The 26,628-nt window shown below is 38.4% G+C and carries 27 protein-coding genes and 1 pseudogene; 3 read left to right on the top strand and 25 right to left on the bottom strand.

Annotation, left to right across the window (positions count from 1 at the left end):
• Positions 1–11: 11 nt before the first annotated feature.
• A complete protein-coding gene (locus M313_RS0107520) occupies positions 12–620 on the bottom strand; it encodes an SCO family protein (RefSeq protein ID WP_010193856.1) in 609 nt (202 codons plus the stop codon).
• A gap of 96 nt (positions 621–716) precedes the next feature.
• On the opposite strand from M313_RS0107520, the gene M313_RS23005 reads away from it, so the two are divergent.
• A complete protein-coding gene (locus tag M313_RS23005) occupies positions 717–1,985 on the top strand; it encodes an MFS transporter (protein WP_010193854.1) in 1,269 nt (422 codons plus the stop codon).
• Positions 1,986–2,010: 25 nt separating this feature from the next.
• Here M313_RS23005 and M313_RS23000 read toward each other — a convergent pair whose 3' ends face one another.
• The 15 genes and pseudogenes from M313_RS23000 to M313_RS0107445 form a co-directional block, all read right to left on the bottom strand.
• Positions 2,011–4,776, bottom strand: a complete 2,766-nt coding sequence (locus M313_RS23000) for a VWA domain-containing protein (RefSeq protein ID WP_010193853.1) — start codon at positions 4,774–4,776, stop codon at positions 2,011–2,013.
• Positions 4,760–6,565: a vWA domain-containing protein gene (locus M313_RS0107505; RefSeq protein ID WP_162014424.1), complete on the bottom strand. Its 1,806-nt coding sequence runs from the start codon at positions 6,563–6,565 to the stop codon at positions 4,760–4,762. Before M313_RS0107505 ends, M313_RS23000 begins: the two co-directional genes overlap by 17 nt.
• A 5-nt stretch (positions 6,566–6,570) precedes the next feature.
• Entirely contained in the window at positions 6,571–7,434 is an 864-nt protein-coding gene (locus M313_RS0107500; RefSeq protein WP_010193851.1) for a DUF58 domain-containing protein, read from the bottom strand.
• A 5-nt stretch (positions 7,435–7,439) separates the two neighbouring features.
• Entirely contained in the window at positions 7,440–8,447 is a 1,008-nt protein-coding gene (locus M313_RS0107495; protein WP_010193849.1) for an AAA family ATPase, read from the bottom strand.
• The gene (locus M313_RS24550; protein WP_010193846.1) at positions 8,448–10,010 is read right to left on the bottom strand and encodes a coiled-coil domain-containing protein; all 1,563 of its coding nucleotides are present in this window, start codon (positions 10,008–10,010) and stop codon (positions 8,448–8,450) included.
• A gap of 7 nt (positions 10,011–10,017) precedes the next feature.
• Positions 10,018–10,398, bottom strand: a complete 381-nt coding sequence (locus M313_RS26335) for a hypothetical protein (RefSeq protein ID WP_234946551.1) — start codon at positions 10,396–10,398, stop codon at positions 10,018–10,020.
• On the bottom strand, positions 10,349–10,864 hold the full coding sequence (locus tag M313_RS26330; RefSeq protein WP_010193842.1) for an ABC transporter permease: 516 nt from the start codon (positions 10,862–10,864) through the stop codon (positions 10,349–10,351). The genes M313_RS26335 and M313_RS26330 overlap by 50 nt, the downstream gene beginning before the upstream one ends.
• Entirely contained in the window at positions 10,864–11,796 is a 933-nt protein-coding gene (locus tag M313_RS0107480) for an ABC transporter ATP-binding protein (RefSeq protein WP_010193840.1), read from the bottom strand. Before M313_RS0107480 ends, M313_RS26330 begins: the two co-directional genes overlap by 1 nt.
• Complete coding sequence (locus M313_RS0107475; protein ID WP_010193839.1) at positions 11,793–13,718, bottom strand: DUF8725 domain-containing protein; 1,926 nt, start codon at positions 13,716–13,718, stop codon at positions 11,793–11,795. Before M313_RS0107475 ends, M313_RS0107480 begins: the two co-directional genes overlap by 4 nt.
• A gap of 27 nt (positions 13,719–13,745) precedes the next feature.
• A pseudogene (locus M313_RS0107470) lies at positions 13,746–14,057 on the bottom strand (hypothetical protein); the annotation flags it as partial.
• Between the two features lie 20 nt (positions 14,058–14,077).
• Entirely contained in the window at positions 14,078–14,239 is a 162-nt protein-coding gene (locus tag M313_RS25775; protein ID WP_010193836.1) for a hypothetical protein, read from the bottom strand.
• A gap of 120 nt (positions 14,240–14,359) precedes the next feature.
• Positions 14,360–15,484: a Ger(x)C family spore germination protein gene (locus M313_RS0107460; protein ID WP_010193834.1), complete on the bottom strand. Its 1,125-nt coding sequence runs from the start codon at positions 15,482–15,484 to the stop codon at positions 14,360–14,362.
• On the bottom strand, positions 15,481–16,590 hold the full coding sequence (locus M313_RS0107455) for a GerAB/ArcD/ProY family transporter (RefSeq protein ID WP_029326385.1): 1,110 nt from the start codon (positions 16,588–16,590) through the stop codon (positions 15,481–15,483). Before M313_RS0107455 ends, M313_RS0107460 begins: the two co-directional genes overlap by 4 nt.
• A 9-nt stretch (positions 16,591–16,599) precedes the next feature.
• Complete coding sequence (locus M313_RS0107450; protein ID WP_010193831.1) at positions 16,600–18,072, bottom strand: spore germination protein; 1,473 nt, start codon at positions 18,070–18,072, stop codon at positions 16,600–16,602.
• Between the two features lie 133 nt (positions 18,073–18,205).
• Positions 18,206–19,186 carry a nucleoside hydrolase gene (locus M313_RS0107445; protein WP_010193830.1) on the bottom strand — a complete coding sequence of 327 codons (981 nt, stop codon included), beginning with the start codon at positions 19,184–19,186 and terminating at the stop codon, positions 18,206–18,208.
• 134 nt (positions 19,187–19,320) lie between these two features.
• Here M313_RS0107445 and M313_RS0107440 point away from each other — a divergent pair, with 134 nt between their 5' ends.
• The gene (locus M313_RS0107440; protein WP_083800888.1) at positions 19,321–19,581 is read left to right on the top strand and encodes a hypothetical protein; all 261 of its coding nucleotides are present in this window, start codon (positions 19,321–19,323) and stop codon (positions 19,579–19,581) included.
• 121 nt (positions 19,582–19,702) lie between these two features.
• A complete protein-coding gene (locus M313_RS0107435; protein ID WP_029326384.1) occupies positions 19,703–20,218 on the top strand; it encodes a PCYCGC motif-containing (lipo)protein in 516 nt (171 codons plus the stop codon).
• A 215-nt stretch (positions 20,219–20,433) separates the two neighbouring features.
• Here the strand turns inward: M313_RS0107435 and M313_RS25770 are convergent, their stop codons facing one another.
• The 9 genes from M313_RS25770 to M313_RS0107395 form a co-directional block, all read right to left on the bottom strand.
• Positions 20,434–20,571, bottom strand: a complete 138-nt coding sequence (locus tag M313_RS25770) for a hypothetical protein (protein WP_157182431.1) — start codon at positions 20,569–20,571, stop codon at positions 20,434–20,436.
• Between the two features lie 95 nt (positions 20,572–20,666).
• Positions 20,667–21,509 (bottom strand): DegV family protein, encoded by an 843-nt coding sequence (locus M313_RS0107430; protein WP_010193824.1) that lies wholly within the window; start codon positions 21,507–21,509, stop codon positions 20,667–20,669.
• A gap of 124 nt (positions 21,510–21,633) precedes the next feature.
• On the bottom strand, positions 21,634–21,885 hold the full coding sequence (locus M313_RS0107425; RefSeq protein ID WP_010193823.1) for a DUF2535 family protein: 252 nt from the start codon (positions 21,883–21,885) through the stop codon (positions 21,634–21,636).
• A gap of 91 nt (positions 21,886–21,976) precedes the next feature.
• Positions 21,977–22,642 (bottom strand): SOS response-associated peptidase, encoded by a 666-nt coding sequence (locus M313_RS0107420; protein WP_010193822.1) that lies wholly within the window; start codon positions 22,640–22,642, stop codon positions 21,977–21,979.
• A gap of 78 nt (positions 22,643–22,720) precedes the next feature.
• Complete coding sequence (locus tag M313_RS0107415) at positions 22,721–23,428, bottom strand: lysophospholipid acyltransferase family protein (protein ID WP_010193821.1); 708 nt, start codon at positions 23,426–23,428, stop codon at positions 22,721–22,723.
• Positions 23,429–23,452: 24 nt separating this feature from the next.
• A complete protein-coding gene (locus M313_RS0107410) occupies positions 23,453–23,947 on the bottom strand; it encodes a dihydrofolate reductase (RefSeq protein ID WP_010193820.1) in 495 nt (164 codons plus the stop codon).
• On the bottom strand, positions 23,944–24,738 hold the full coding sequence (locus tag M313_RS0107405) for a thymidylate synthase (protein WP_010193819.1): 795 nt from the start codon (positions 24,736–24,738) through the stop codon (positions 23,944–23,946). Before M313_RS0107405 ends, M313_RS0107410 begins: the two co-directional genes overlap by 4 nt.
• A gap of 107 nt (positions 24,739–24,845) precedes the next feature.
• On the bottom strand, positions 24,846–25,595 hold the full coding sequence (locus M313_RS22985) for an anthrax toxin lethal factor-related metalloendopeptidase (RefSeq protein ID WP_010193817.1): 750 nt from the start codon (positions 25,593–25,595) through the stop codon (positions 24,846–24,848).
• Between the two features lie 489 nt (positions 25,596–26,084).
• Positions 26,085–26,615, bottom strand: coding sequence for a phosphatidylglycerophosphatase A family protein (locus M313_RS0107395; RefSeq protein WP_010193816.1), 531 nt, complete (start codon positions 26,613–26,615; stop codon positions 26,085–26,087).
• Positions 26,616–26,628: the final 13 nt, after the last annotated feature.

Genomic DNA, 26,628 nt, shown 5'->3' with positions numbered 1-26,628 from the left:
TAACTACTTCATTATTGGCTTAAGAGAATTTCTACATGTTCCAATATTTCCTCGTAAGGGACATCCAACCCGTCATAACTTTTTATGATTGTCCCTTCTTGGTCAATTAAATAAAAACTGGTTCCATGGACAACTTCTCCTCCGTTTTTGGGTTTAGCTACAATTGTTTTGAAGTTTTCCATTCCAAACGCTTCTATCTCTTCCTGGGTATAGCCTGTTAAAAAGTCCCAAGAAGTATAATCCGCTTCAAAGTTATTTCCAAACTCCTTAAGTACTTCAGGACTATCAACTTCAGGATCAACAGAGAAAGATAGAAATTGAACATCTAATTGTTCTTCATCGGCCATTCTTTGCAACCTGGCCATGTTGGCCGTCATTGGAGGACAAACAGTGGTGCAGTTGGTAAAGACCATATTTGCGACTGTGACTTCACCCTTCAAATCCTCTAAACTAACCTGCTCGTTATCTTGATTTATGTACTGAAAATTTTCCAGTTTCCAATCTGTAGTATCTGGTATATTACCGCCACAAGCAGCCAGAATGACTGAGAATAATCCAATTAGCAGTATTTTACTGTAATTTAACACGTGCTTCACCTTTTTTCTCTTGGTATTTTCCATTTTTCAATCAAATCGTACCATTTATCACTGGGATATAAAAGGCACTGCACATCAAATTCATAAAAAAATCACATTTACTACAGTGGAGGTACATCGATGCGAAGAGAATCGGAGAATATTAGTATTATTTCCATCACGTCTACTTCCTTTATTCTTGTGCTTGGAAATTCCATGCTTATTCCAGTGCTGCCTGAAATCCGTCACGATCTTCAACTGACTCAAGTACAAGCCAGCCTTATCCTATCGATATTTTCCATTGCGGGAGCAGTTACCATCCCTTTTATCGGATATTTGTCAGATAGGTTTTCACGAAAGCATATTATACTTGCATCACTACTGCTTTATGGTTTTGGCGGATTGGTTTCAGGAATAGCTTCCATTCTAGAAGCATCTTTCTCTTTTGAAGGAATTATTTTTGGCAGGATTCTTCAAGGGATAGGCTCGGCAGGAACAGCTCCTATCGCAATGGCCATCGTGGCAGATATGTTTTCGGGAAGTAAACAGTTGAAGGTATTAAGTCTAATGGAGGCAACCAATAGTCTAGGCAAAGTTGTGTCGCCATTGATTGGAGCATTTATTGCATTGATTATGTGGCATTATGTATTTTTCGTCTTTCCACTTGCTTGTAGCATATTGTTTGTTTTGTTCTATTTGTATGTTAAAAATGAGGAGTCACCTTCTGAAAAATTGGTTTTCAAGAACTATGTAAGTCATTTAGCAAGGGTTATGAAGGAGAATAAGTTTTATTTACTTACTAGTTATAGTGCAGGTGCACTTTGTCTTTTCCTACTTTTTGGCATTTTGTTTTATTCTTCTGACCTTTTGGAGAGTCAGTTTGAGACGCATGGATTTATGAATGGCGTTATACTGTCTTTCCCGCTTTTGTTTTTAACGGTTGCTTCTTTTCTTACTGGAAACGTAATTGGAAAGTTCAGCAATTACATCAATCGAATTCTTATTGTGAATTTTTTGCTTCTGAGTCTTTTTCTACTGGCGATATTGCTTAATGAAAGCCTTTGGTGGACAATTTTGATTCTCTCATTTATTGGTACTTCCATTGGTATTGTTTTACCATGTATGAATGCCATCATCACTAATTCTGTAAGAAAAGAAGCGCGAGGGTTTGTAACGGCTCTGTACGGGTCGGTCAGATTTGTTGGAATAGCGCTTGGACCTATTGTGTTTGGCTATTTTATGGATGTCTCTATTTCCACGATTTTTGTTTTATCTTCATTACTCTGCCTTATCCAAGCCGTCCTTTGCTTCTTTTATTTAGATAAAAAAAATAAGAACATTTCGATTCAGACCATCATTAACTGGTTTTCTATCTTCCACATACCATCAAGAAAAAAACAAAGAGGCTGACTTTATTACTGTCAACCTCTTTCATTTACCTACGTTTTCTGTTCTTTGCTTTTAACAGTTGATTCATACGATCCTCTGTCGCTTTTGTTTCTTTTAGTTTATCTTCTGTTTCTTTACGTGGTTTAAATTCTTTCATTTGTTCCATTTTCGGCTCTTCTCTTTTTACAGGTTGACTTGATATGAGTGGCTCTTTCTTTCTTTTAATTACAGGCGCTTTCCATTTTCTCTCTGATTTGACCTTTTCCTCTTTCTGCTTCCCTTTTTTCCAGAAGGCAAGGGATATCAATCCAAACCTTCTTATAAAGATTTCAAGTATCAACAGGAAAAAAGCAAGGATGATAAAAGGCACCCAAACCGTCTGAGATTGATACACATTTTTATGAAATGGACGGAAGGCATCCTTAGGATCTTGTAAAAGCATCCCATTCTGATTAGAAGCAATACTTTCAAGTAACTCCAAATTTACAGGCCTTTGTTCAAATTCCGTGGAGAAAGGGACAACCATTCCACTTGTAAAGGTAGAGACTGTCTCCCCTTCCTCTTCCTGTGTAATATTGAGGAAGTAAATATCGGGAATGGCTGAAAATTCTACTTCGTACTGGCCGGGTCCCACCATTTTACTTTTAGCGTCTTCTATAATCTGCCCCTTATTGTTTGATATGGATATAGAAACCGGCATTAATAGATCCTCAATTGCTTCCACCTTCACAGAAGCTCTACCTCCATCAACGGAGGTAGTGATGTCATAAGCACCTTGCTCATAGGATGGCAATGACCATGTCACCATTTCGTTCCAAAAAGAGGTCCATTCTTCCCACGAGGGAAATCCACCACTCCAGGCTCCGGAAACATCGGAGGTCCAGGCGATCGTTCTCCCAAGGCCGTAATTCATACGAGCGAGGATCGGGTCTTCTTTTTCACTTGATATGATCTGTTCTGCCCTGGATTTCAAGGTGGTTGCAATATACGTATTTAAAAACGGTGTCCCACTTTCAAATCTTTTGGACCAATCATATCCTGCATAGACAGTCGGTACATGCGGATTGTCTTCAATATATGTTTTGGTAGTAAGGGCGGTTTCTCTTGAAAGAATACTTGGTACTGCGCTAGCCTCATATACTTCGTAAAACCTACCTGTTCCTATTTCTGCAAGTTCCTCCAACAGGGACGTATCTGCATCTCCACCGATCGCTACGGTGGATAATGTTACATTGTTCGTTAACCCTTCTTCGATGATTTCCTCATAAGGCCCATCATTGGATTGTCCATCCGTTAATAGAATAATATGCTTTCGTTTTAGGTCCATCTCATTTAATTGCTGATAAGCCTGGTTTAGGGCTGGGAAAATATCTGTTCCACCGCCCAATGCTGTTGAACGAATAGTTTCAATAACCTCATCTTTATTTTTGATCGGTTCTGTTTCTACGACTGTCCAAGCCTCCGTGTCAAACGCAATAAATCCAAATGTGTCTTCCTCTTTTAACAGTTCCACTGAACGTGCTGCAGCTTCTTTCGCTAAATCAAATTTTTCTCCCATCATACTTCCTGAACGGTCCAGTACAATGATTAAACCAAGTGAAGGAATTTCCTTTTTCCCTTTTACATCCATATCGACCGGTAGAATTTTCTCTATCGGAGTCTGGAAATATCCACCGAGACCATAGGATTCATTGCCTCCTGTCATGGTAAAGCCTACACCAAAATCCTTTACTGCAGTTTCAATTAGTTCCATTTGAGTAGCACTTAATAAATGACCGGAAACATTATGGAAAATAATACTTTCATAAGCCAAGAAACCACTTAGTGTCGTCGGCAACAGGCTTGGATGAATGCGATCTATCTTCCAGCCGCTTGCATCTAGTGCGCGGAACACATTATCCCCCTCACCCTCTTGGTCGACCATAAGTACTTTAGGCTCTCCCGATACTTGCGTTAGAGAATGAGAGATATTGTTCTCTACAATTTCATCTACTTTAGGAAAAATTTCTGCTTTAAATGTGTACAATCCAGGATCTGTTAATGGAATGGAATAGGAATAGTTATTCGATCCTTTTGCGATAGCAATTTCTTCTTTTATGATGGTTTCATTATTTTGAGTGATATGCAGGGTGGCTGTTGTGTCTACATTGGCCTCTAAACCGATTTGGAAGGGGACCGCTTCCCCTTCAAAGCTTGATTGTGGCGTATGAAAGGATTGAAGCGACACATCTTCCACATATGGTGACTGAAAAGCCATGGCATCCATCTCTATATTTCTCCCTGAATAAAAGGTGGATTGCCTTGCACTATTCCCGTTTGTCTCAACTCCATCAGTCATCAAAACAATTCTTCCTTTACGATTCTCCGGAATGTAATTTGCAGCAAATTCTAATCCCTCTTCTATGTTCGTGAATTGAGAACTGTCATTTAAAGAAAGTTGTTGAATCGTCTCTTGTTGATTTGTAAAGGAGCGTTCCAGTTTCGGTTTTTCCGAAAACGTAACAATGCTATAACTATCTTCTTCTTTTTTTTGCTTGATTGCTTGATTAATCGAGGAAAGGATTTCCCCTTCCATTCTTTTTACACTGTCGGACTGATCAACAAGAAAAACGGTATGTGTCCCCTTTACAGGGGAAAGAAAAGATGGCATGCATAATCCAAGTATCAATAACAAATAGATAATGCTTCTTAAGGAGATGATCACATACTCCTTTTTCCGCTTTGTTTTCTTCTTACGCCAAAACAGAACAAGACTGATTAGGACCGGAATAAGGAATAAAAGCATGAGAGGGTGTTCAATTTGAAATTCCACGTCTGTAAACCTCCCATTCTACCAATAGTACGACAAGAGCAAGTATTAAAAACAAATAAGATATGTTTTGGCTTGTTGTTGTCTCCTTTTCTTGATCGACAGAGGATTCTGCCGATATGGTAAAGCTCTCTTCTGACTGGATCGACTTTTCTGTATCCTCTAACATGATAGTAAAAGTCCTGGACTCCTCTGTTTGGTCCTTTGTCTCTCTTAATGTATACAAACCTGGAGTATGAGGAAGTTCGATTGGTTGTTCAAAGGTATCGTAAGCGAAGACCACCTCATCTTCCCCATTGAGGATTTCCGCTTTTCTAACATCGGTTGCGGGAAAATAGTCCATCGTCTGACCGGGATAAAAATAGCCCAGCATGCCCTTGTTCTTTGTTAATTCCTGAATAGAATGGAACATGAATAACGGGAAACCCGCATGAAGCGGCCAATCACTCGAACCAAGTTCAAATGTAACCACTATTATAGGGTCACCTTCATAAATTCCTGAGAGAATCAGCGGCGTTTCTCCCCGGCTTGCAACAACATCTAATGAGGAAAGTTCATTTGAAGTAAATGCCTTTTCCACATAAACATTCTCCATTTCCACTGATTGCGTTAATGGATCTTCCATATTTGCCGAAACTTCACCAGTAAGTTCTACCTCTTTTTCCCCATCTTCACCTGAAAGGAACACTAACTTAGGACCAGAAGGCCAGTCGCTTCTCGCCACCCCTTTAATGAGATGGACACCATCGAAGTTAATTTCCTCTGTTGAATTTGAGGAAAGGTGGATGACATTGGTGCTTGCTATTTCAACAGCCTTTCTCGCAAATGGGTGAATGTCCTTATGAACGTAAACTGTAGGATCTTGTTGCTGCCCCAGAAAAGCGAATTGCTCATTATCCAACTTATATTGCTTATCTCCACTCACGATAGCTCTATACATTGTCGCAGGTGGCAGTTCTTCAAGATAAATAGTCTTTACTTTGTTGCCTTCCACCGTCTCAGTAACTTGTTGTAAGACTTCCTCCACATCATTATAGATAAATAAGTCAAAGTCGGCCGAAACGTCTCCTTCATTTTTCACAGTAACTACACCAACTACTTTGTTTTCACGCATGGTTACCCCAAATGTTTCTATTGCTAAGTTCTGGTGGGATTCACCTATGTTATGTGCAAAAAATGTCGTGTTCTTATGAAGTTCCAATGATGTTTCTTTGGAAAAATTGTCGGTTAAAAGCTGTATGTTTCCGTTCCCTTCTCCTAATAGACTCTTAGCCAGATTGATGGAATCCATCAAATTTACTGAGGCGTAAGTAGGTCCAAGGTCTTCTACAAGTTTACCTATTTCTATTTGTGACTGAGACCTTTCCAATAATATCTCAGGAGTTTCTTTGGCAACTATAATGGTCATTTCTTGATCATCCACTTTATCAAGTGTTTGCACCATTTTCTCCTTGGCCAACTCCAGGCGCGATTTTTCTCCTTCGAGTGCGGTCATGGATGCGGATGTATCCACAATGAAAATGAGATGGTCTCCTTCTATTCCTTCCTTCTCAAAGAAAGGCTGCGTCAAAGTGAAAATTAGAAATAAAAGAGCCAATAACTGAAGATATAACAGCAGATGGTGCTGTAGCTTCCTCCACCAAGCCTGGGCTTCAAATTCGTTCATCCATTCCTGCCATAACAAAACAGAAGGAATCGCTTTTTTATCATACTGCTTCCGGAAAAAATACATCAAGATAACTAAAAGTAAAAATGCACTGAACAAAAAATATATTGGTTCTGTAAAACCCATCCCCATCACCTAATCCAACCTTTAGAGGTCATCCTTTTGAATAAAATATCTTCTACTTTCTCTCCTGTATGGCACACAAGGTATGAGATTCCCCTTTCAAAACAAAAGCTCTCCAAGAACTCCATCCTTTGTTGCATCTTTTCTTTATAACTCTTCCTAGTAAAGTCTGAAACTGTCACATTTACTTCCTGATTGGTTTCGCTGTCAATCAGCATATAGTCGCCATCAAAACTTGGGTCTACTTCATCCTCTTCTAACACTTGCAACAAATAGATTTGCTGTCTATTAGCTTGGATAATTTTCAACGTGTGGATGACCGAGTCAAGAGGCTCCAATAAGTCACTGATAACAATGGATACACTGCTTTTCCTTTGCACATGGTTTAAAGCAGCCTCAGAGAATAGTAGGGAGGACTCTTTCGCTTTTATCTCCTCTACATATTGAAGCATTTGATAGAGATGGCCTTTACCTTTACGATATAAATAAGGAGCCTGCTCTCCATGGACCCCTATGATGGATATACGATCATCCTGACTTAGCCCAATGTAGGCAAAGGAAGCTGTAAGTGTTTTGGCTAGCTGCCATTTGGCAGGGGAACTTGCCATAGAATTTGTACAATCTAGATAAATGGAAGCAGAGAGTTCTTGTTCATCTAGGTATCTTTTAATGTAGTGCTTTTGCGTACGTGCATAAATATTCCAATCCACTTGCCTAAGGTCGTCTCCCTGCTCATACATGCGATAATCAGAGAAATCATGGGAGGCTCCGAACCTTGTCGACTTTCTTGTTCCTTTATGCCAGCTTCTCTTAAGCTTTCCTGCTTGTAGAGTATGAGCCTGTAGCTGCTTGGTTATCATTGAATTCAACATAGCATTTACCTTACATTCATCACTTTATCTGTGTACTGAATGGCATCTTCAAGAATAAGATCTTCTTTCACCCCTGAAGCCTCCCCTTCAAAATTTAAGAATAAGCGGTGACGAAGGACTGGAATGGCAGCAAGCTTGATATCCCCTTTAGATACATGAAAGCGGCCAGAGCAAAAAGCTCTTGCTTTTGCTACCTTGATTAAACTTTGGACACCACGCGGGCCCACACCATATCGGACATATTTTTTCACAAGCCCACTGGCATGTTCTTCTTCAGGGTGTGTTGCCATGATGAGTTGTACCGTATAGTCTAACAAATCCTGGGAAACTAGTACTTCCTTTACAGCCAACTGAATTTTTTGCATCTTCTCCGTAGTTAAGAGTTTTTGAACCTGATAGGATTCCGTACCTGTTGTTCTTTTGATAATCTTATATAGCTCTTCTTTCTTTGGATAGCCCATATTAATTTTCAAAAGAAAACGGTCCATTTGCGCTTCCGGCAGAGGATACGTTCCTTCCATATCAATGGGGTTCTGAGTTGCGAGCACAAAGAATGGAGAGGAAACCTTTCTCGTTTCACCCATAATGGTCACGGTCTTCTCCGCCATCGCTTCCAATAAGGAACTTTGTGTTTTAGGAGTGGCACGATTTATCTCATCGGCAAGAACAATATTTGAAAAAATAGGGCCTTCATGAAACACGAAGGATTGCTTTCCGTTTTCATGAATCTCAATCATTTTCGTACCGGTAATGTCAGATGGCATCAAGTCAGGAGTAAACTGGATTCTTGAAAAATCAAAGCTTAAAACTTCGGATATCGTACGAATAAGCATGGTTTTCCCCACTCCAGGCATCCCTTCAAGCAAAGCATGGCCATCTGAGACCATCGCCCAAATTAGTTGTTCAATCACTTCCTCCTGTCCAACAATGACCTTTCCAATTTCTTGTTTCACTTCATGCAATGTATCTTGATAATATTTGAGTTCCTTTTCTTTCTCTTCCAAACTGATCACTTAATCTGCTCCCTTCGGATCCACTTCACTAAAGTATTGTTTGACGACATTTTCTAACTTTGCTGGCAATTGCATCCTATCAAGTGATTCCCTATAGGACTTTTCATAGGAAGAGAATACCTCTCCATACGGTCTAGCTTCCCCTCTTAACGCCGGAGAATCAGGCGCATCTTCATATTCTGATTGTCCCTCTCCGGTTGGACCGCCATCCGTTTCATTTTGGATATCGCTTTGAACGTTGGAGGGAACGGTAAAGGTTTGTTCGCCTACACCAACACCAGCCCCAAGGCCGCCACCTGCTGGACCTTGTCCTTGTCCTTGGCTGCCTCCTCCTGCGCCTTGTCCTTGACCCTGACCTTGGCCTTGTCCTTGACCCTGTCCCTGACCCTGACCTTGGCCTTGACCCTGTCCTTGACCTTGGCCTTGGCCTTGTCCCTGACCTTGGCCTTGGTTTTGCGCAGTTTGATTTGTAGTAGTATTGTTAGAATTTGATAAAGTCAGCTTAGATGGATTCAACCCTGCTTGCGACATTTGTCCGTGTTGATTAGAAGCGGCTGCTTGTAGAGCATTTTGTAAGGCTTCCATATCTGATAGTGCCGAAATGTCCTGTAACAGTTCTTCTAGTTGTTCTAATAATGCTTCCAGTTCCTCCTCAGACATTTCCTCTATATCCAAATTCGCTTGGTCTAAAAGGCTTTCCGAAAGTTCCGACAACTCTTTCTTCTCTTGGTCAGATAAGGAACCGATATTTTTCTTCATTTCTTTAAGAAGTTTTTCTAGTTCCTCATTTTTTTTATTTAATGCAAGGTTCGCCAATGAATTATCTGGCTGTTCCTTTGCAAGTTCTTTCAAGCTGTCTTCTTTTTCTTGAAGCTCTTTCATTTTTTCAGCTAAGTTATTTTCTTTTTCCATCAGCTCTTTCAATAGCTCATTTGCATCTTTCTCATTTTTAAGGTCTTTGAGCTCTTCTAACTCTTCGTTAATGCCTTCGTTATCTTTTAACTCCTCAGCATCTTTTTTTACTTTTTCAAGCGTTTCCTCTACAATTTCACGTTCCGCCTCTACCGCCTCGGCCTCCTGCATTTTGGTGTTGGGAAACAAAATTAATAGGGTAATGGCGCAAACGGTTAACAAAATCATGAGTAATATTTTCGGGTGAAAATGTTTTAATTTTGCCTCTTTGATATCATCTTCTTTTCTCTTGAGATGGTGATAAGCCTCCTTGCGCTGTAGTTGTGCGACCAAGGAGGTATCCTTAACATAATCAAGGGCTGTAGTAAGTCTATCTTCTTCAAGAAACTCATCTGAATATCTTGCAGCATCCCATGTCGAAGGTCTCTTTCTCCAGTAGAAAAGAAATACTGCTAAACAGACGCCTCCCGCTGACCAAAGGGCTTTTTCCAATAAGTACGGAGTTACGACAACTCTCGCAACGATGAGCACACTTAAAATGCTGATGCAAAATGCCAAGATTGCAATTTGCGTGTGTTTCGAAATGTGTTGAAGCCTGAGCTTTCTTCTGATGGAAATGAGAAATCTAACTATTTGATCGTTTTCCTTCATAGGTCCTCTACCCTTTTCGTGATCTCATATTTGGGCGTAACTTTTTAATACTAAGTAAAATCAAAACGATAGATATGGTGATATATGAAATGATCAATCCTACACCCAGGTGCATATCTATTCCTGTCACATTCTTCAATTCCATTGCTGCCCCAGGCTCAAACAGCGCAAGCATGACACCAAAGGGATTAAACATGGCGATAAAGTATGGAAGTGGGTTTGCCTGTGGTCCAGTTGCTCCATATTGCGTAAAACTAATAGTGAACATCGTAATAATCGCTGTCCCTGCAGCAAGGAAAAAGGCTACACCGTATGTACAAACCATTGCTACAATCGTTTTACGGATGAGCGTGGAGAAGAAAACGCCAATACTTCCCAAAGTAGCCATGGAGAGCAAATAAACACCGAAAGTCAATATCAGTAGCTTTGGTGAAATTCCCCCCAAACAAAAATACAATGCTATATAACGGCAAGCTTGAGATTACAATTAATAATAAAAATGATAGGGATGACACCAGCTTGCTGACAATGATACTTGTTGATGATTGCTGTGTGGTCAAAAGAATGTTCAATGTCTGCTTTTCGCGTTCACTGCTTATGATTCCTGCTGTCAAACCAGGGGTCATAAAGAAGATTAAAGCCAGCTGCACAAATGCTAAGATCATGAACATGTTTTTACTATTTTCTGCCCGGAACATTCCCATCGTATTGAACCTTGTTTCCATGTAAATATAAAACAAGGCGATTAAACCTAAAACTCCAAGGTAGAATAATATTCCCAAGAAGCTTTTAAAACTCCTGAAGCGTAACTTGAACTCTTTATTTAACATGGGGTTAATAAGTTGAGCTTTCATTATTCCACACCCTTTGTAATTTCTAAGAAGATATCTTCCAGGTTCGATTCTTCTTGACTTAAACTAAGAATCATCACACCTGAATCTAATGCTTTTTTGAGCAATTCAACTTGTTCTTCGTCGGTTCCTTCAAATGAGAAGGATAGAAGATTTGCGCGTTGTTCGCTTAGTTGAATGTTAGAGACACTAGGAATATCTTCAAAAAATCTGATGGCTTTATCAATATCTTTAAGTATGAGTACTTTCAATACTTTATTGGCTTGCAATTGTTGATGGATTTCTTCTACTCTTCCAGTAGCAACAAGCTTACCACCGTTGATAACGCCAATTTCATCACACATTTCCGCAAGTTCAGGCAGGATATGAGAAGAAATCATGATGGTTTTGCCCATGCTTTTCAATTCCCTTAATATTTCCCTCATTTCAATTCTTGCTCTTGGATCCAACCCAGATGCCGGTTCATCCAAAATTAATACCTCAGGGTCATGTATTAGTGCTCTTGCAAGACAAAGACGCTGCTTCATCCCCCTTGATAATACATCTACATAAGCATCTTTTTTATCTGTCAGATTTACAAGCTCTAGAAGCTGAGGAATCAGCTTCTGCCTTTCGTCCAAAGGGATTCCATAACTTGCTCCATAAAAGTCCAAATATTCATCTGTTTTAAACTGGTCATACACCCCAAAGAAATCAGGCATATATCCAATATACTTCCGGACCATTTTTGGGTTTTTCGTCACATCATATCCGTTTACAAAAGCAGTCCCGGATGTAGGTGCAAGAAGGGTAGATAATATGGAAAACGTGGTAGATTTTCCCGCTCCATTGTGTCCGACAAACCCAAATACTGTACCTTTTTCAACCTTTAAATTTAACGAATCCAACGCAGTAAATTTACCATATTTTTTTGTAAGATTAATGGTCTCTATCATTCTTTTAACGCTCCCTCTACCTGTACTCCCGGTACTTGTATATCTCTGTCATAATTATTTGGTATCGTTACCCGAACGGTTATACTCCCTTGTTCATTGAAATAATCAGCAAGGTTTCCTTCTAAAGTGACAGATCCTTTATTTTCAAGAAGTTCAGCTTCTTTCGTCTTTTGATTGAATATAAAATATTCTACGCTACCGTCTCTTGTACGAAGTTTTAGTTTTACTTCTTTCAATTCATCTTTCGTCATATCCACCATATCCGGAAGGCTGTAGGTAAAGTCATACGTCCCTCCACCCAGGTATACATATGGCTCTCCAAAATCCAGTCCGTTATGATGCACCATTCCTGTTTCACCTTCTGTCACTGCAAGGTTAGGAGACAAATGTTCTTCTGTAAAACTAAAGCTTCCTCCACCTGAATTAGTGATTGTAACTGGTAATACAACAAGATGAGAGGCGTTCAATTTTCCGGATTTTCCGTCCACCTTCGTCCCCATTACTCCTTCTGTTACATAACCAACCAATATAGGTTGAGGGGCTATAGAGAAAATATCTTTTCTATTGACAAGTAAGTCCAGCATTTGGAACTTTTTGTAGTCTACAAGTTCATCTTTTTCAATTTGATTAGCTCCAGGTCCTTGATTATAATAACTTTGGAAATTTGGAAAGGCCTTAGTAGCAGAAGTGCTGCTTGGTGCAGTCAATGCATTGGCGATATTCCCCCCAGATACCTCATATTCCAGGTCTATTGATTGGCCTGCTTTAATGTCACCAAGTGCTTCAGAGTCGCGTCCTGATAGTAGAAAAGCGTCCTTTAACTCATACTGCATCTGATTCGATATGGTCCCTTGTACTTTGCCGTCTTTTATAGAGAGAGCATGATCTATTTTCCCTAGTGACAAGGCATTCACGTTACCAATACTTGTACGGGTTGACCAATACTCCACATCATTAAATGTGATCTCTGTTCCTTTAGATAAAGAACTGACGTATGCATAGTTCTTCATCAATTCGAAATTGTCATTATATCCGTATGTCATTGGGAAAAGTGTAGTATTTTCTCCCGTTTCCATTTTGTAATCGCCGCCACTATTCGTAAGAATGCTAGCTACTCCATAGCCACTGGCAGTTGCCGTCTCATTGTCCAAAAGAAGAATACTTGCTTCATTCACTTGTGTTCCTGAAATTCTGTCCTTCGCACCAATTCCGAAGACAGCAATACTTGTAAAGATAGCTACAGTTGGAATAATCCACCATGCCTGTTCACGTTTATCTGTTCTTTTCAAAATAATATACAGAACGGGAATTACTAAGATTAAATATATTGCAAAGGCACCTATTAAAAGTGGTACCGAAACGATAGAACCTGGAAACGCTTCGCCTATGGGACTCAATTGGTGACTTAATTCTTCCATGATAGGCATTTTATAGTAGTTCGGGCTCTTGGATGTAACCTTTTGAAGAACGCTACCCCACCAAGTATTTATTTCACTCCATTCTCCAAAGAGAGGAGAAGCCAAGTTACTTGCTATTTGGGTCACTGTCCCCGTCCCTGCGTTCATCATAAGAACAAGCGGCGTATTTCCATCCTTTGTCAATACCGTTGTATCTTCTATTAATAGATCACCAGTGAATACAGGAAGGTCTGGAAAACTACTTTCTTTATTCAATTTTAAAAGGGATGTTTCATCTGTAGGATCTAAAAGCTGAAACTCCTGAAGTTCCCCTAAATCTTGACTAAGGCCTACCTTTGTATCAAACATCAAAGAACCACCGTTATTTACCCAGTCTTTAATAGCTTGTTGCTGCTGAGCTGTAAGTGTGGCGAGTGGGAAATCGTGAACCAAAAGAATATCAAACATTTCCAGTCCATGTGATTCATTGGGAATGTTCTCACTGCCGATGTTTAACAATTCCATACTTTCGTTTTGTATACTTTACTAGTTTCAAGAAGTTGACGGCATCATGTTTATTTGCTGAGTACTCCTAGGACCACTCTGTTTATCTCCGATATATCTTGGTTGAGCATTTGCATTACCTTTTATGTTTACTTCTTTCCCATTTTCTACTCCGCCTTCATAAAAACTAACAAAGTTATTCCTTGTCCCTGAGTAGTTATAAGACATATGATCAGAGGTCCCTTTAACTGCTAGTTCCAACGTTTTGGATCCTCCTGCTTCTAACTCAACCGGGATGACATAACTTCCGGACATATTATATGTAGGGCTTGAGAATACAACGATATCACCTTTAATCGCATCGCCTTTATTTCACTACTTCAATCTTGATCGGATGACCTTTGCCCATTTGAACTTTTGTTATCTACACCGAATTCCACTTTCACTTCCAAGTTTGTTTCCGCGCTTGAAAATGACGGATATAAAAATAGACCAATCACCATCAATAACAAACATTTTTTAACTAACAACCATGCTTTCACATTTTTTCCCCCTAAATGTAACAATCTCTCTTCTCTATATATAAATAACTATCTCTTAGACGTACCCTTATAGGAAAAAGTTTCAAATTTAATAAAAAAGAAGGGATTTTGTCCCTTCTTTTAATCCATCACGCCGGTGCGTAAGATTTCGACATCAATTTTCACTTTAAACTCTGCGTTCTGATAATGTTCTTTCCATTCCTCTTTACTGAATGAGTCATACCCTACTTCGGCTCGATAATAGTTACCAAATCCAATAGGATCTGCGCCCATCTCTTTGCTTTTGTTGAGCACCTGTATTAAATGCTGTTCCATGTCTTTTCCTATTGCCTCTTCCATCTTTTTTATAGCTACGGGATTGCCTAAATCATAGTTTTCTGATATCTCTTGCATCCGGGTTTTCACTTTAATTTTTATTGAAAATGTTGGGGTTTGTTTCTCTTGCAATTTTATGTCCGTATCACTTCTAAGATGATCAAGTGAAATATATACACTTTCCTTTTGTTTATTGTTATTGGTAAGAATAAATTCTTTAACCTTTTCCTTAGGAAGAATTATTTCCGTACTCCCTGCCTCAAAAGGATCCAACAGCAGCTTTAAATAGAAAGAATCACTACTATCTATTTGTCCTACTACCTTATCTTCTTGGAATAGGGAAATACCTTCGATAATAATTGTTCCGTCTTTGAAGTTTAATAAAGGAAGTACTGGATCGCGTCCTTCACTGTAATAACACTGCATAAATTCATGCAGAGTTGGAGAAAGCAGTGAATCCGCTTCTACGTTTTGAGTAATTAAGTCATATAGAAAAGTCCCCGCATTTGTTACATCTTCTGATTCTTGAGAAAGTTGAAGAAGATCATATGCCTGTGGTTTACTTACCGCAAGATAAGACATCGTTCCTACTTCAGAATCTCGAGATAATGTATCAATAATGGAGATTATACCACCTTTCGCTAACTCCTCACCGTATATCGCCACTCTCAATTGTCCGGATACTAGTCTCCTACTAGAAGCAAGATTTTCTTTTTGGCGCACTCCTTTACTTGTGTGTGCTAGCGATGTGACCATCTTGGTGTTATTTGGATGCAACGGGTCGAATTCATAATAGATGATGGACCCTTTTAACATCCCATCCTCATTATCATAACCTACGGCTGTCACCAACCCGAGTTCCTCTAGTTGTTTTTGGGTGACACAACCACTTAAGAGGAGAATTAAACAAATCCATATCATTGTTTTCATCTAGACTTGTCCCCACCTTTCGTTTTTTTCCAGATCCATGCTATAACAGCTAGGGGAATGGGGTAGACGAAAATAGAATAAAATCCAAACAATCCTACAATATCAACAAATTCATTGATGTTGGCACGTTTTTGAAAAAAACTGGAACAAATAAAGACAATTACACTAGATATGATGACCAAACTTTTCTGCCTTCGGTTAAAAATTCTTTTTAAACCTTTAGAAGCAGCCCAAAGCATAAACAATGTATTAGGTAGAATGATCACAAGCCATAAGGACACTGCAAGAAATTCAAATCTCTCTAGATTTGGAAATTGTACTATTTTAAACATCGACAGTGTTGCCCATATAGTTTTTTCGAGTTGCTCACCGCTATAGTATCCAAGTCCAACAAAGGTTACTGCAAAAATTAGAGCGAATGTGAAAAAAACTCCGATTTGAGCGTATCTATGCACTCTTTGTTTGTCACGTATATACGGGTAAACGAATAACACCATCTCCAACCCTAAAACAGTGAAAGAAGTCTTATATGCGCCTAATAGCAATTCTTTTGGAGAAGCTTCCATGATTGGGAAAAAATTTGTCCAATCAATGTATCGTATGGGAACTACTAACATGAAAATAAGCCAAATAGTTAAAAAGAACCCTAAAAAACTTACACCAACTATAGTCTTTATCCCTCCATATACACCATAAATGGAAATCAGGAGTAAAATTAAGACGATTGCCCACGTTTCTAAATCTGGAAAAATCCAAGCCTGCACAATTTCCGTATAACCTAAAAGTATCGCCATCAGTCCTGCTAAAAGATAGAGGACTAAGACTAAATTAATTATGTTCCCTATCCACTTACCGAATAATAACTTATGTATTTGAAACAAGTCTTTGTTTTCAAATGTTTTGAGAATGTAGCACATGGCATATACAACTACTGCCATCCCAATATAACTGATGATGATGGAAATCCATGCATCTTGGCCAGCTTCAAGGAAAATGATACGTTGTATACCAGCAATTCCAACACCCGTTTGGTTTGTGTGGACAATAAAGAAGACCAAATATGCAGATAGTACGACAGAATTCTTCTTATTAGCAGTATTCATCATTTTTTCACCTTATTCATCTATATCCTGAGAACTTTGATGACGAAAAGAAAAAAATCCTTTCTTATCCGGATTGGTCCTTAATAGATGGATTGGCATCCGAAAAATAGTATTTAATGCATGCTCTTTATCGAATGGATAAATAGGTTTAAGGTAAGGTACGCCAATGCTTGTCAAGCGAATTAAGTGAATGAGTAAAAAGCATAACCCAAGACTAATCCCAATTCCTCCCCATAAACCTGCTAGAATTAATATCGGAAATCTTATCACCCTCACTGCAGTCCCCATTAAATAACTTGGTGCAGTAAAGGAGCCCAGAGCGCTTAGAGCTACAACGATAATGAGAATATTACTAGTAAATCCTGCTTCCACTGCCGCTTGTCCTAATACAATACCTCCAACTATACCCATTGTTTGCCCCACTTTAGTAGGAAGCCTTGCTCCTGCTTCTCTAAGCAATTCAATCATTATTTCTAATAATAATGCTTCAAATATAGGGGTAAAGGGTACTTTTGATCTTGATTCTCCAAGTGAGACCAATAAGGTAGATGGGATCATTTCATAATGGTATGTAATGATGGCAACATATGCAGGCGTCAGAATTACAGAAAGAAACATGGTCAAATAACGCAAGAACCTGATAAAACTTCCCATATTCCATCGCATATAAACGTCTTCTGTAGATTCAAAGAAATTAAAAAGTGAAGCAGGTCCAAGCAGTACCATTGGACTCCTTTCCACAAATACTGCAACCATTCCTCTTTCTACGCTATATGTCACCCTATCAGGCAATTCTGTTTGAACATACTGTGGAAAGATCGAATAGCTGTTGTCCTCTATTAATTGGGCCAAAACAGAAGTATCAAGAATATCATTTACTTGTAACGAGTTGATTTGACTCCTAATTGATTGGACTATTTCCTCGTCTGCCATTCCTTTTAAGTAAACTATTCTTATTTCCGTCTCATTCTTTTTCCCTACAGTCATTTTTTCTGTACAAAGGTCTTCGGAGATTATATTTTGTCTAATAATACTAATATTTGTGCTTAATGATTCGGTAAAAGAAATCTTTGGACCAAAGACAAGCGATTCCGTTTCTGCTTTTTCCAAACCTCTTTCCACTTTTTTTTCTATGTTTATTAATAATCCTTTCTCCGCCTTAGTGGTAAATAAAAATACATTTCCATCCAATAACTTATTGATTATTTCATCCATATCATCTGTCAGCTTGGCTAAGGTAGTTGGCAATTGATAAATTAATTCTTGAAAGTCTACAGAACTATCTTTAGTTTTCTCTATAATAGATGGTAATATTGTTTGATTCAGCACAGTAAGGTCAACAAGATTTTTTAAATATATGAAAAGGATAGATGAATCATTTCTTTTCATTTCATAGAAAAAAAGATCAGGACTATCATGAAAGGTCTTTTTGAAATGCTCCTGAAGATCGCCTATATCGTATGTAGTAAGATTCCTTTTCTTCATATGGACCACCCTTCCAATTTCCCCATATATAAGTAGGCTTACCAACATATGATATTTTATGAAAATCTCTTGTATAAAACTTGATCATTTTTCTTCTTATAGAAAAAACCGTACGCTTCTTTTAAGGTACGGTTTATTGATTATTAAAATTATTTAATTCTAAGGTTAATACATCCATTACTCGTTTTATAAATGAGGGGTAGTTGAATCCCATTGCTATTCGATGAACCGGATATTCAGCCAGTTGAACAAATTCACGAAAATCTCCAATTGTTTGCCCAAATGCCGAACCAGGAGATGTTACAATCTTTACAGGTTTCATTTCATACACTATTTCACGTTCATTAAACACCCCCCATAAAGTGACTACATCATGTAATGGAGCACCTGGAATGTTTGGAATCTGTGATTTGTAGAATTGCCAATAGTAATCCATCATAGGTTTGATAATGGATCCTAATTGATTGTTTTTCTCCTTGTTTATTTTATCAATATCATTTACCATATCCGCAGTCAAAATCGCTCTCTGAGTTACATTTAATGGGAAGATGGTTAAATTCTTTGCGAAATTTATAACAATATTGGCCGCGTATGGATCTCCAAATATATTTGCCTCTGCAACTGGAGTAACGTTACCTGGAAAATTAAATGTACCTCCCATCACATATACTTCCCTTACCTTTGCTACCGTTTCCGGATAAAGAATAAAAGAAGTAGCTAATGAGGTTAACCTTCCAACACAGACAATGGTTAAGTCGCCATCATATTTTTCTATAATGTCATAAATCTGATGAAAGTTTTCAAAGACATCATCTCCCGGCTGAAAATCTTGAGACAGCACATATCCTCCAAAACCCTCAGGTCCATGGACCTCAGGATAATAGATAGGGGGTTCACCGATCATGGACCTTTCCGCCCCGCCAATAAGCGGGACATCATATCTTCCTGTATTTCTTTGCAGATATCTTGCATTGCGGATAGCTGTTCTTTTATCAACGTTTCCGTATTCTGCAACTATTCCAACAATCTCTATATCTTTCTCATAATAAGCATAAATGATTGCCATTATATCATCTATCCCAAAGTCAGCAAATAATAAGATTTTTTTCTTCATCTATATCCCTCCTCAAAGTAAGGGAGTCCTAATTATATTTTTTTATATTAAGACAAACCAAGACAAACATACAGGCACAAGGGACAAAGGGAGAATAGTCTACTAGTGATAAATTATGATAGGAGGAAGGAATCATGTCTCAATTTTACAACCAGTGTCGTCGTTACCAAGGACAAAATGTCACGGTTAGATGTCGTGACGGTTCATCCCACCACGGGAGAATTGTCAGAGTATCTCCAAGCCATGTTTACATTCAACCAACAGGAAGAAATAGATTTGGTGGCTATGGCATGGGCTTATGGGGTGGATATTACGGAGGATATGGATACAATCCTGTAGCAGTCCCTCTTGCATTCGTGACTGGTGTCGTTTTAGGCGGTCTATTATTCTGGTAAAAATATTATCATAACGGAATTATGAAAGTCCGTTTGCCCTCGTTCACAATTGTGTTAGATTTTTCTGTACTCCTCTATGGTATAGTATATTTGTACAGTTTATGTGAACGAGGTGTGTTTTATGAAAAAATTGGCATTAGTTGCTTCTTGTATGTTGGTTCTTACCGTAGGTTGTTCCAATACGGAAACACAAAATAACGCTGCACAACATAATGAAGAAGAACACCATCATAATGAAAAGCCATCCTTTTTCCAAGGAGACCTTAGGGAAGAAACAGCTTCAGTTAAAGAACTTCCTGCTTTTTTGAAGGACAAGCCTGAGGATATGCAACTTATCTATTCCGCAGCAGCACAGCATAAGGAAGTACTTGAATATATTCCATGTTATTGCGGATGTGGCACTTCTGCTGGACACAAAAGCAGTTATAATTGCTTTGTCTACGAAAACAAAGAAGATGGTTCACTTGTGTGGGACGACCATGGAACCAGATGTGGAGTCTGTTTAGAGATTGCTGCTACTTCCGTGATGGAATATAGCAAAGGGAAGAGTGTAAAAGAAATTAGGCATATGATTGACGAAGCTTATAAAGAAGGTTATTCCACGCCTACTCCAACACCAGAACCTGAGAACGGATAAACAATATTGCTAACGCGAGCTTATACTACGTTCCAAGATCATAATCTCTTGGGACGTTTTCTCGGTTTTCGCATAGTTTTAAAATATTGACCTTGGCAGGATATTCCCTTTGCGCTCATATTTGATTTGACTATTTCAATAAAACTCCTTGTCACCAAGGGCTTCATATTGGGGATGAGGACCTCTCTTCTCCTGAATTCTCGTCATTGATGACTTCATAACGACGATGAGGACTTCTCTTCTCCTGATTTCTCGTCACTGATGTCTTCATAATGACGATGAGGACTTCTCTTCTCCTGATTTCTCGTCATTGATGTCTTCATAACGCCGATGAGTATCTTTTCTTTTTCCAATTTCTTGTCACCACCGAGGTGTTCATACTTTTGATAATTTCCTAAAGAAAAAATAAAAGGTTACGGAAATGTCGACATTTCCGTAACCTTTTTTTCTATTCAGCATAATACATCAATGCCATTGCACCTGGTCCTGTGTGTGTAGAGATTACAGGAGTAGTATAAGCAATTTGAATATCTTCAAACCCTGAAGCCTCATAAAGAGCATCTTTTAACACTTGTGCTTGTTTTAATGATCCCGCATGGGCAATTCCCACACCTTTAACCACTTTACCTGCAATATCTTCCTTAAATTGTTTGGTAAAAAACTTAATTACTTGTGACTGGCTTCTAACTTTTGTAACCGGCGTATAAACCCCATCTGCTAGAGAGGCAATCGGCTTGATGTTCAACAATGACCCAATTAGAGCCTTTCCTCTTCCGATTCGGCCACCCTTCACTAGATTGTCTAATGTGTCTACCATAATGAATAAATCCGTATTGGAACGCACATCATTTAACTTGTTCAAAATTTCTTGCAGATCCTTACCCTCTTTGGCCATTTTTGCTGCAGCCACTACCTGAAAAGATAAAGCAAAAGAAATGAACCTTGAATCTATTACTGTTACATCACTGTCGCTAATACTAGCGGCGCTTTCAGCAGAACCTACCGTCCCGCTCATGCCTCCGGTCATATGTATGGATAGGATTTTGCTACCATCTTCACCTAAACGGTTGTATACATCTACAAAAGTACCCACAGCAGGTTGAGAACTTTTTGGCAGTTCAGTAGAATGTTTCATTTTATCCATAAATTCGTCAGGTTTAATTCCAAATCGGTCTATGTATGATTCCCCGTCAATCGTAATGGATAACGGAACAATTTCTATGTTTAATTCTTCAATGATGGACTGATCAATATCAACAGTTGAATCTGTCACTATCTTTACATTTGTCATTAAATTCACTTCCCCAATTATATCCTTTTTACTATTATACCTTTGAAGCGGGCTTGTTCAAACTTAAAAACAAAAAAAATACAGGGTATCGGCCCTGTATTAATATTATCACATTAACGTGAGTTTAAGCATTATTTTTTAATATATCTGTTTTGACAACTTTACAATAATCAGGCCATTTCAACACTGTTCGTAAGTAATCCTTGAAAGAATAGATTTGCTTTGGCTCCTTCTCAGACAGGATTGTTTTTATAAACCTCTCCAATCTTACTCGAACCATAAAATGATAAGTGCTATCGTCCTCCAATACTGGAATTTCAATGACTTTTACCTTCTGTCCCTTATTAATCGTGAACTCTAGGCTTTTCCATAGCAAAATATCAATCCTCTTTTTTCACCCGTTTATTATGATTATACCCCAAAGATTAAAATTAGTGTCAACTTTCATTAGACAAAATAAAACAATTTTATATAGACTCTATACATTCAGGACCATTGTTTTTTGGAGAGTTAACGACAGCGGAAACTTCATAAGCTTGCATATGATCAGCCTCAAAGGGTTGCAACATATCGCTTATCTCACTCCTTGTGAGCTCTTGCCTAGAAAGCCAAATTCTTTCATGTTCTTCTTTTAATATCACAGGCATTCTGTCATGGACACCTTCGACAAGTTTATTTGGTCTTGTGGTTACTAATGTACAGCTCACCATTTCTTCATCCTTTGTAACCCATCGGTCCCATAGTCCAGCAAATGCAAAAGGCTGTTCATTAGTTTGTGTGAACCTTATGGGTTTCTTTTCACCGTTTTGCTTTTTCCATTCATAGAACCCATCTGCTGGTATGATACATCTTTTTCTTTCCAACAGCTTTCGAAAACTTACTTTTTCATGAAGTGTTTCTGCACGGGCATTAATCATCTTGTACCCAATTTTTTTATCTTTAGCAAAACTCGGCACCAAACCCCAATGAAGATAGCCTGCTCTGTTTTTGAATTCTCCTTGTACTATAGCCGATATGGGCTGACCTGGAGCAATATTGTAGCTTATTTGATATTCAAGGTTGTTTGCATTCTCAAGAAAAAAGCGTTCTTCTAACTTATGTATTTCTGTTGTTAAGGAAAATCTGCCACACATTATTTGAACACTTCCTTTTAATTGGTGTTTTCATTTTACAAGAAAAGCCACTACTTTTGTAGTGGCTTCAGTTAATTATCATCCCTGTTTGATTCTTTCTTGAATTTCAATGCCTAACTGATTGCCGTCGACTTTTTCATCTTGTGGCAGAAAGATCGGGTCGTGTACCGTTACTTTGACTTTAGCAGGTTGGAAACCGAATTTGCTTTCTTCCATTATTTTATAGGATCCTGAAATCGTGATAGGAACAACGGGTACTTTGCTGTCTGTTGCCAGACGTAAGCCACCTTTTTTGAATTCTCCCATTTCATCCCCTTTGCTTCTCGTTCCTTCAGGAAAAATGACCAATGAATGTCCCTTTTTCAAAGTCGCAATTCCATCTTTTATAGACTGGACCGCTTTTCTTCTATCCTTGCGATCGATGAACACACAGTTCATTGCTTCCATCCATCTTGATATGAGCGGAATCTTTTTTACTTCAACCTTGGAAATGAAACCAAGTGGCTTTTCTAAAAAGCCAATTAAAATGGGAACATCGAAATTCCCTTGATGATTACTGACAAAAAGTACAGGACCCTGAGGAATTTTCTCTTGACCTATTACCTCTACTTTAGAACCAGTAAGTTTCACCAATGTCTTAGCCCAGTGCTTGGGTTTTTGATGCATTAGAGTATCTTTTTCTTCCACTGTCATTGGAGTGTCTATTTTTTGGACTTTTTTAATTGTCGGCAAACTGTAAATTAAATAACCGAAAAAATAAGCAAACCACCATATCGTACGTAACATTTCCTTCTCTCCCTAAAACCACATCTATTTGTCTGATAAACCTATTCTCTTATACTTTTTAAAATAATAATCATAAGGATTTTTTTCATCCTTTATCCCTTTTTCGGAAGAGAGCAATTCCCAATCTTGTTCATTTATTTCAGGAAAATACGTATCCCCTACAAATTCTTCATCTATATATGTTAAATATAAAAAGTCTGCTATAGGGAGTGCTTCCTTAAAAATATGCGCTCCGCCTATAATAAAGAGCTCCTCACCGTCTTTATTCAATTGCTGAACTTCCTCTAAAGAATGAAGAGTTTCACAGCCCTCTGCATGAAAGTCTTGCCTGGATAAAATGATATTCCTTCTATATGGCAGCGGTTTTCCGATGGACTCATACGTCTTCCTACCCATCACAATGATGCTGCCCATGGTGACCTTCTTAAAGTAAGCTAAATCTGCTGGAATTCTCCATGGAAGATCATTGTCTTTACCTATTAAATTGTTTCTATCTGTAGCTACAATAATGGAAATCATACACTGACGACCCCTTTAATATGAGGGTGCGCGTCGTAGTCTACAAGTGTAAAATCTTCATATTTGAAATCAAAGATTGACGTGACTTCTTTGTTCAATTTCATTTTTGGCAATTTTTTAGGTTCACGCCCTAATTGTAAATTAACTTGTTCAATATGATTGGAATAAATATGAGCATCCCCTAATGTATGAATGAATTCACCTGGCTCTAATTCACAAACTTGCGCAACCATCATGGTGAGCAACGCATAGGAAGCAATATTAAAAGGGACGCCAAGGAATACATCCGCCGACCTTTGGTACAGTTGACAAGATAATTTACCGTTAGCTACGTAAAATTGAAACATAGTATGACAAGGCGGTAATGCCATAGAGTCGACATTCGCAACATTCCATGCAGAGACAATCAGTCTTCTTGAATCTGGGTTATGTTTAATTTGTTCAATCAGTTTAGCTATCTGGTCAATGCTTTCTCCATCTGGTGTTGGCCATGATCTCCATTGGTATCCATAAACCGGACCAAGGTCTCCGTTTTCATCTGCCCACTCATTCCAGATTCTTACCCCATTATCTTGTAAGTATTTTATATTTGTATCTCCATTTAAGAACCATAGTAGTTCATGAATGATTGATTTTACGTGTAGTTTTTTGGTTGTTACTAATGGAAACCCTTCTTGCAGGTCAAATCTCATTTGATACCCAAAAGTGCTAATCGTTCCGGTGCCTGTCCGGTCTTCTTTTTCTGTACCGTTATGTAATATGTGTTTGCATAAATCCAGATATTGTTTCATTCTTTCTTCACCTCTTGGACTGTCTTTATTCTTAGTACATTCTATCATAAAAGACATACGATTTTACTACTAAGACAAAAAGAAAAAACATTCCAAGGAATGCTTTTCTAATAAGTGTTGGATATTAGGTTTCTGGTTACTGGGAGTTTTTCCATGTTCTGAAAAAACAGGAATGTGTGTGGTGCGCGTTTCGCTAATTCAAGTCTTGACACATCATTTAAGTAGTACATGGCAAATGTCTCTGCAAAATATTCTTCTGGGAAAGTGTGAAAATAGCTTCTGTTTGGAAACATGGCAGCAACCTCACTTTTCCATGCTTTAATAAAAATCTGGTTAAAGCGAACATTCCCAAAGACATAACGGTCAATGGAATGTGCAAGTTCATGAAGTTCTAAATTTACAGAACCATGCCCATATCCTTTATTACTATGTCCAATTTTAGCTAATACAAGTTTGGAACCCCCAATGCCGGGAACATCTTCCCAGTTTGAGCCCTGATCGGAATACCCCCTGGGCTTTACCCCATGTAAATGTTCAAACCCTTCCACATCCGTAAGATTTCCATTAAATAAATACAAATGAACATTTTGCTGAACCAATACGGACAAAATGTGGGCTGGTATGTTGGAAACATGGCGAATCATGTTTGCTGCTTCTTCTTCTGGAAAATTTCCTGGAGGAAGGTATATTAGTTGATTTATAGTAGCTCGATTAGCTATACCTATAAGATGGGAATCAAGTTCAGTGGACTTATATTCTGTAAGTGGAATGGCGTCCAAACTAGCATAGGCTTTCCAATATATCGGTATAATAGTAAATGTAATCAATAATACTATGGCAAATAATCGTCGTTTCATCTTTCCTCACCTTCTCTAGCTGTCTTGATCTTGTTGAGTAAGTAATTATCAGAAAATTCAATTCTATTATAATAGTATTATATCATTTTGGGCTTTAATTGGAATGACATTTTTGTAATCTCTTCTTAATATGAGTGATTAATTTTTTCCAGTCTACTTAAAAAAAGCACTTATCCTTGAGGAACTGCCAAAATTAAGTCATGGTTTCGGATTTTTTAGATTTAGGCAGGACCTTACAATTACGTATCACTCTCTAACGTTGTCACGGGGCTCTTCTTGACGGCAATGAGGACTTTTCTTTGGCTTTTTATTGTCACTATGGTCTTCATAAAAGCGATGAGGACTTCTCTACTCCTTTGTCCTTCTCACTCGGGTCTTCATAACGGCAATGAAGACTTCTCTACTCCTTTTTCACCGTCACTCAGGTCTTCATCAACAAACAAAAAAAAGAGTAATTCTATAAAAGAACCACTCTTTTCTCACGTTCACTTATACGATTACTTCCTCTTCACTTAATTCAGCCTCTTCTATGTCTCTGGACCTGTGGGCAATCCGACTTGCTGCTGCTGCTGCAAGAGCACATACTATATCATCCATAAAGGTATGAACTTCTTCCCCTTCGTGTTCGTCCAACCTCTTTATGATGCCAAATTTCTCTTTATCGAGAAATCCAAAGTTCGTCAATCCAATCGATCCGTATACGTTTACAATAGATAATGGGATAATTTCATCAATTCCATATAGCGGTTCGTCTGTCTCCACCAAATATTGAAGGGGATCTGGGAGCAGCTTTTTCTCTGCTAAAATATCAAGCGACAGTCCCGTTAATACTGCATGAACAATTTCCCTTTTTTCCAAGACCTTCTCGACGTTATGTATACAATCTTCGAGGGTCACATTACTAATATATTTTTTTTGAAGAAGAAGAACAATTTCAGCTATATCCTGAATCGTAACACCTCTGTCTTCTAACATCTTTTTTGTTGTTTCTCTCATCTCTTTTAACGTGTATTTTCTCATATGGCCCCCCTCT

The organism is Bacillus sp. m3-13 (assembly GCF_000175075.1).
GTDB lineage: Bacteria > Bacillota > Bacilli > Bacillales > Bacillaceae_I > Sutcliffiella_A > Sutcliffiella_A horikoshii_C.
The sequence above is the reverse complement of the archived record's forward strand: the minus strand, read 5'-3'. Positions and strand labels throughout refer to the sequence as shown.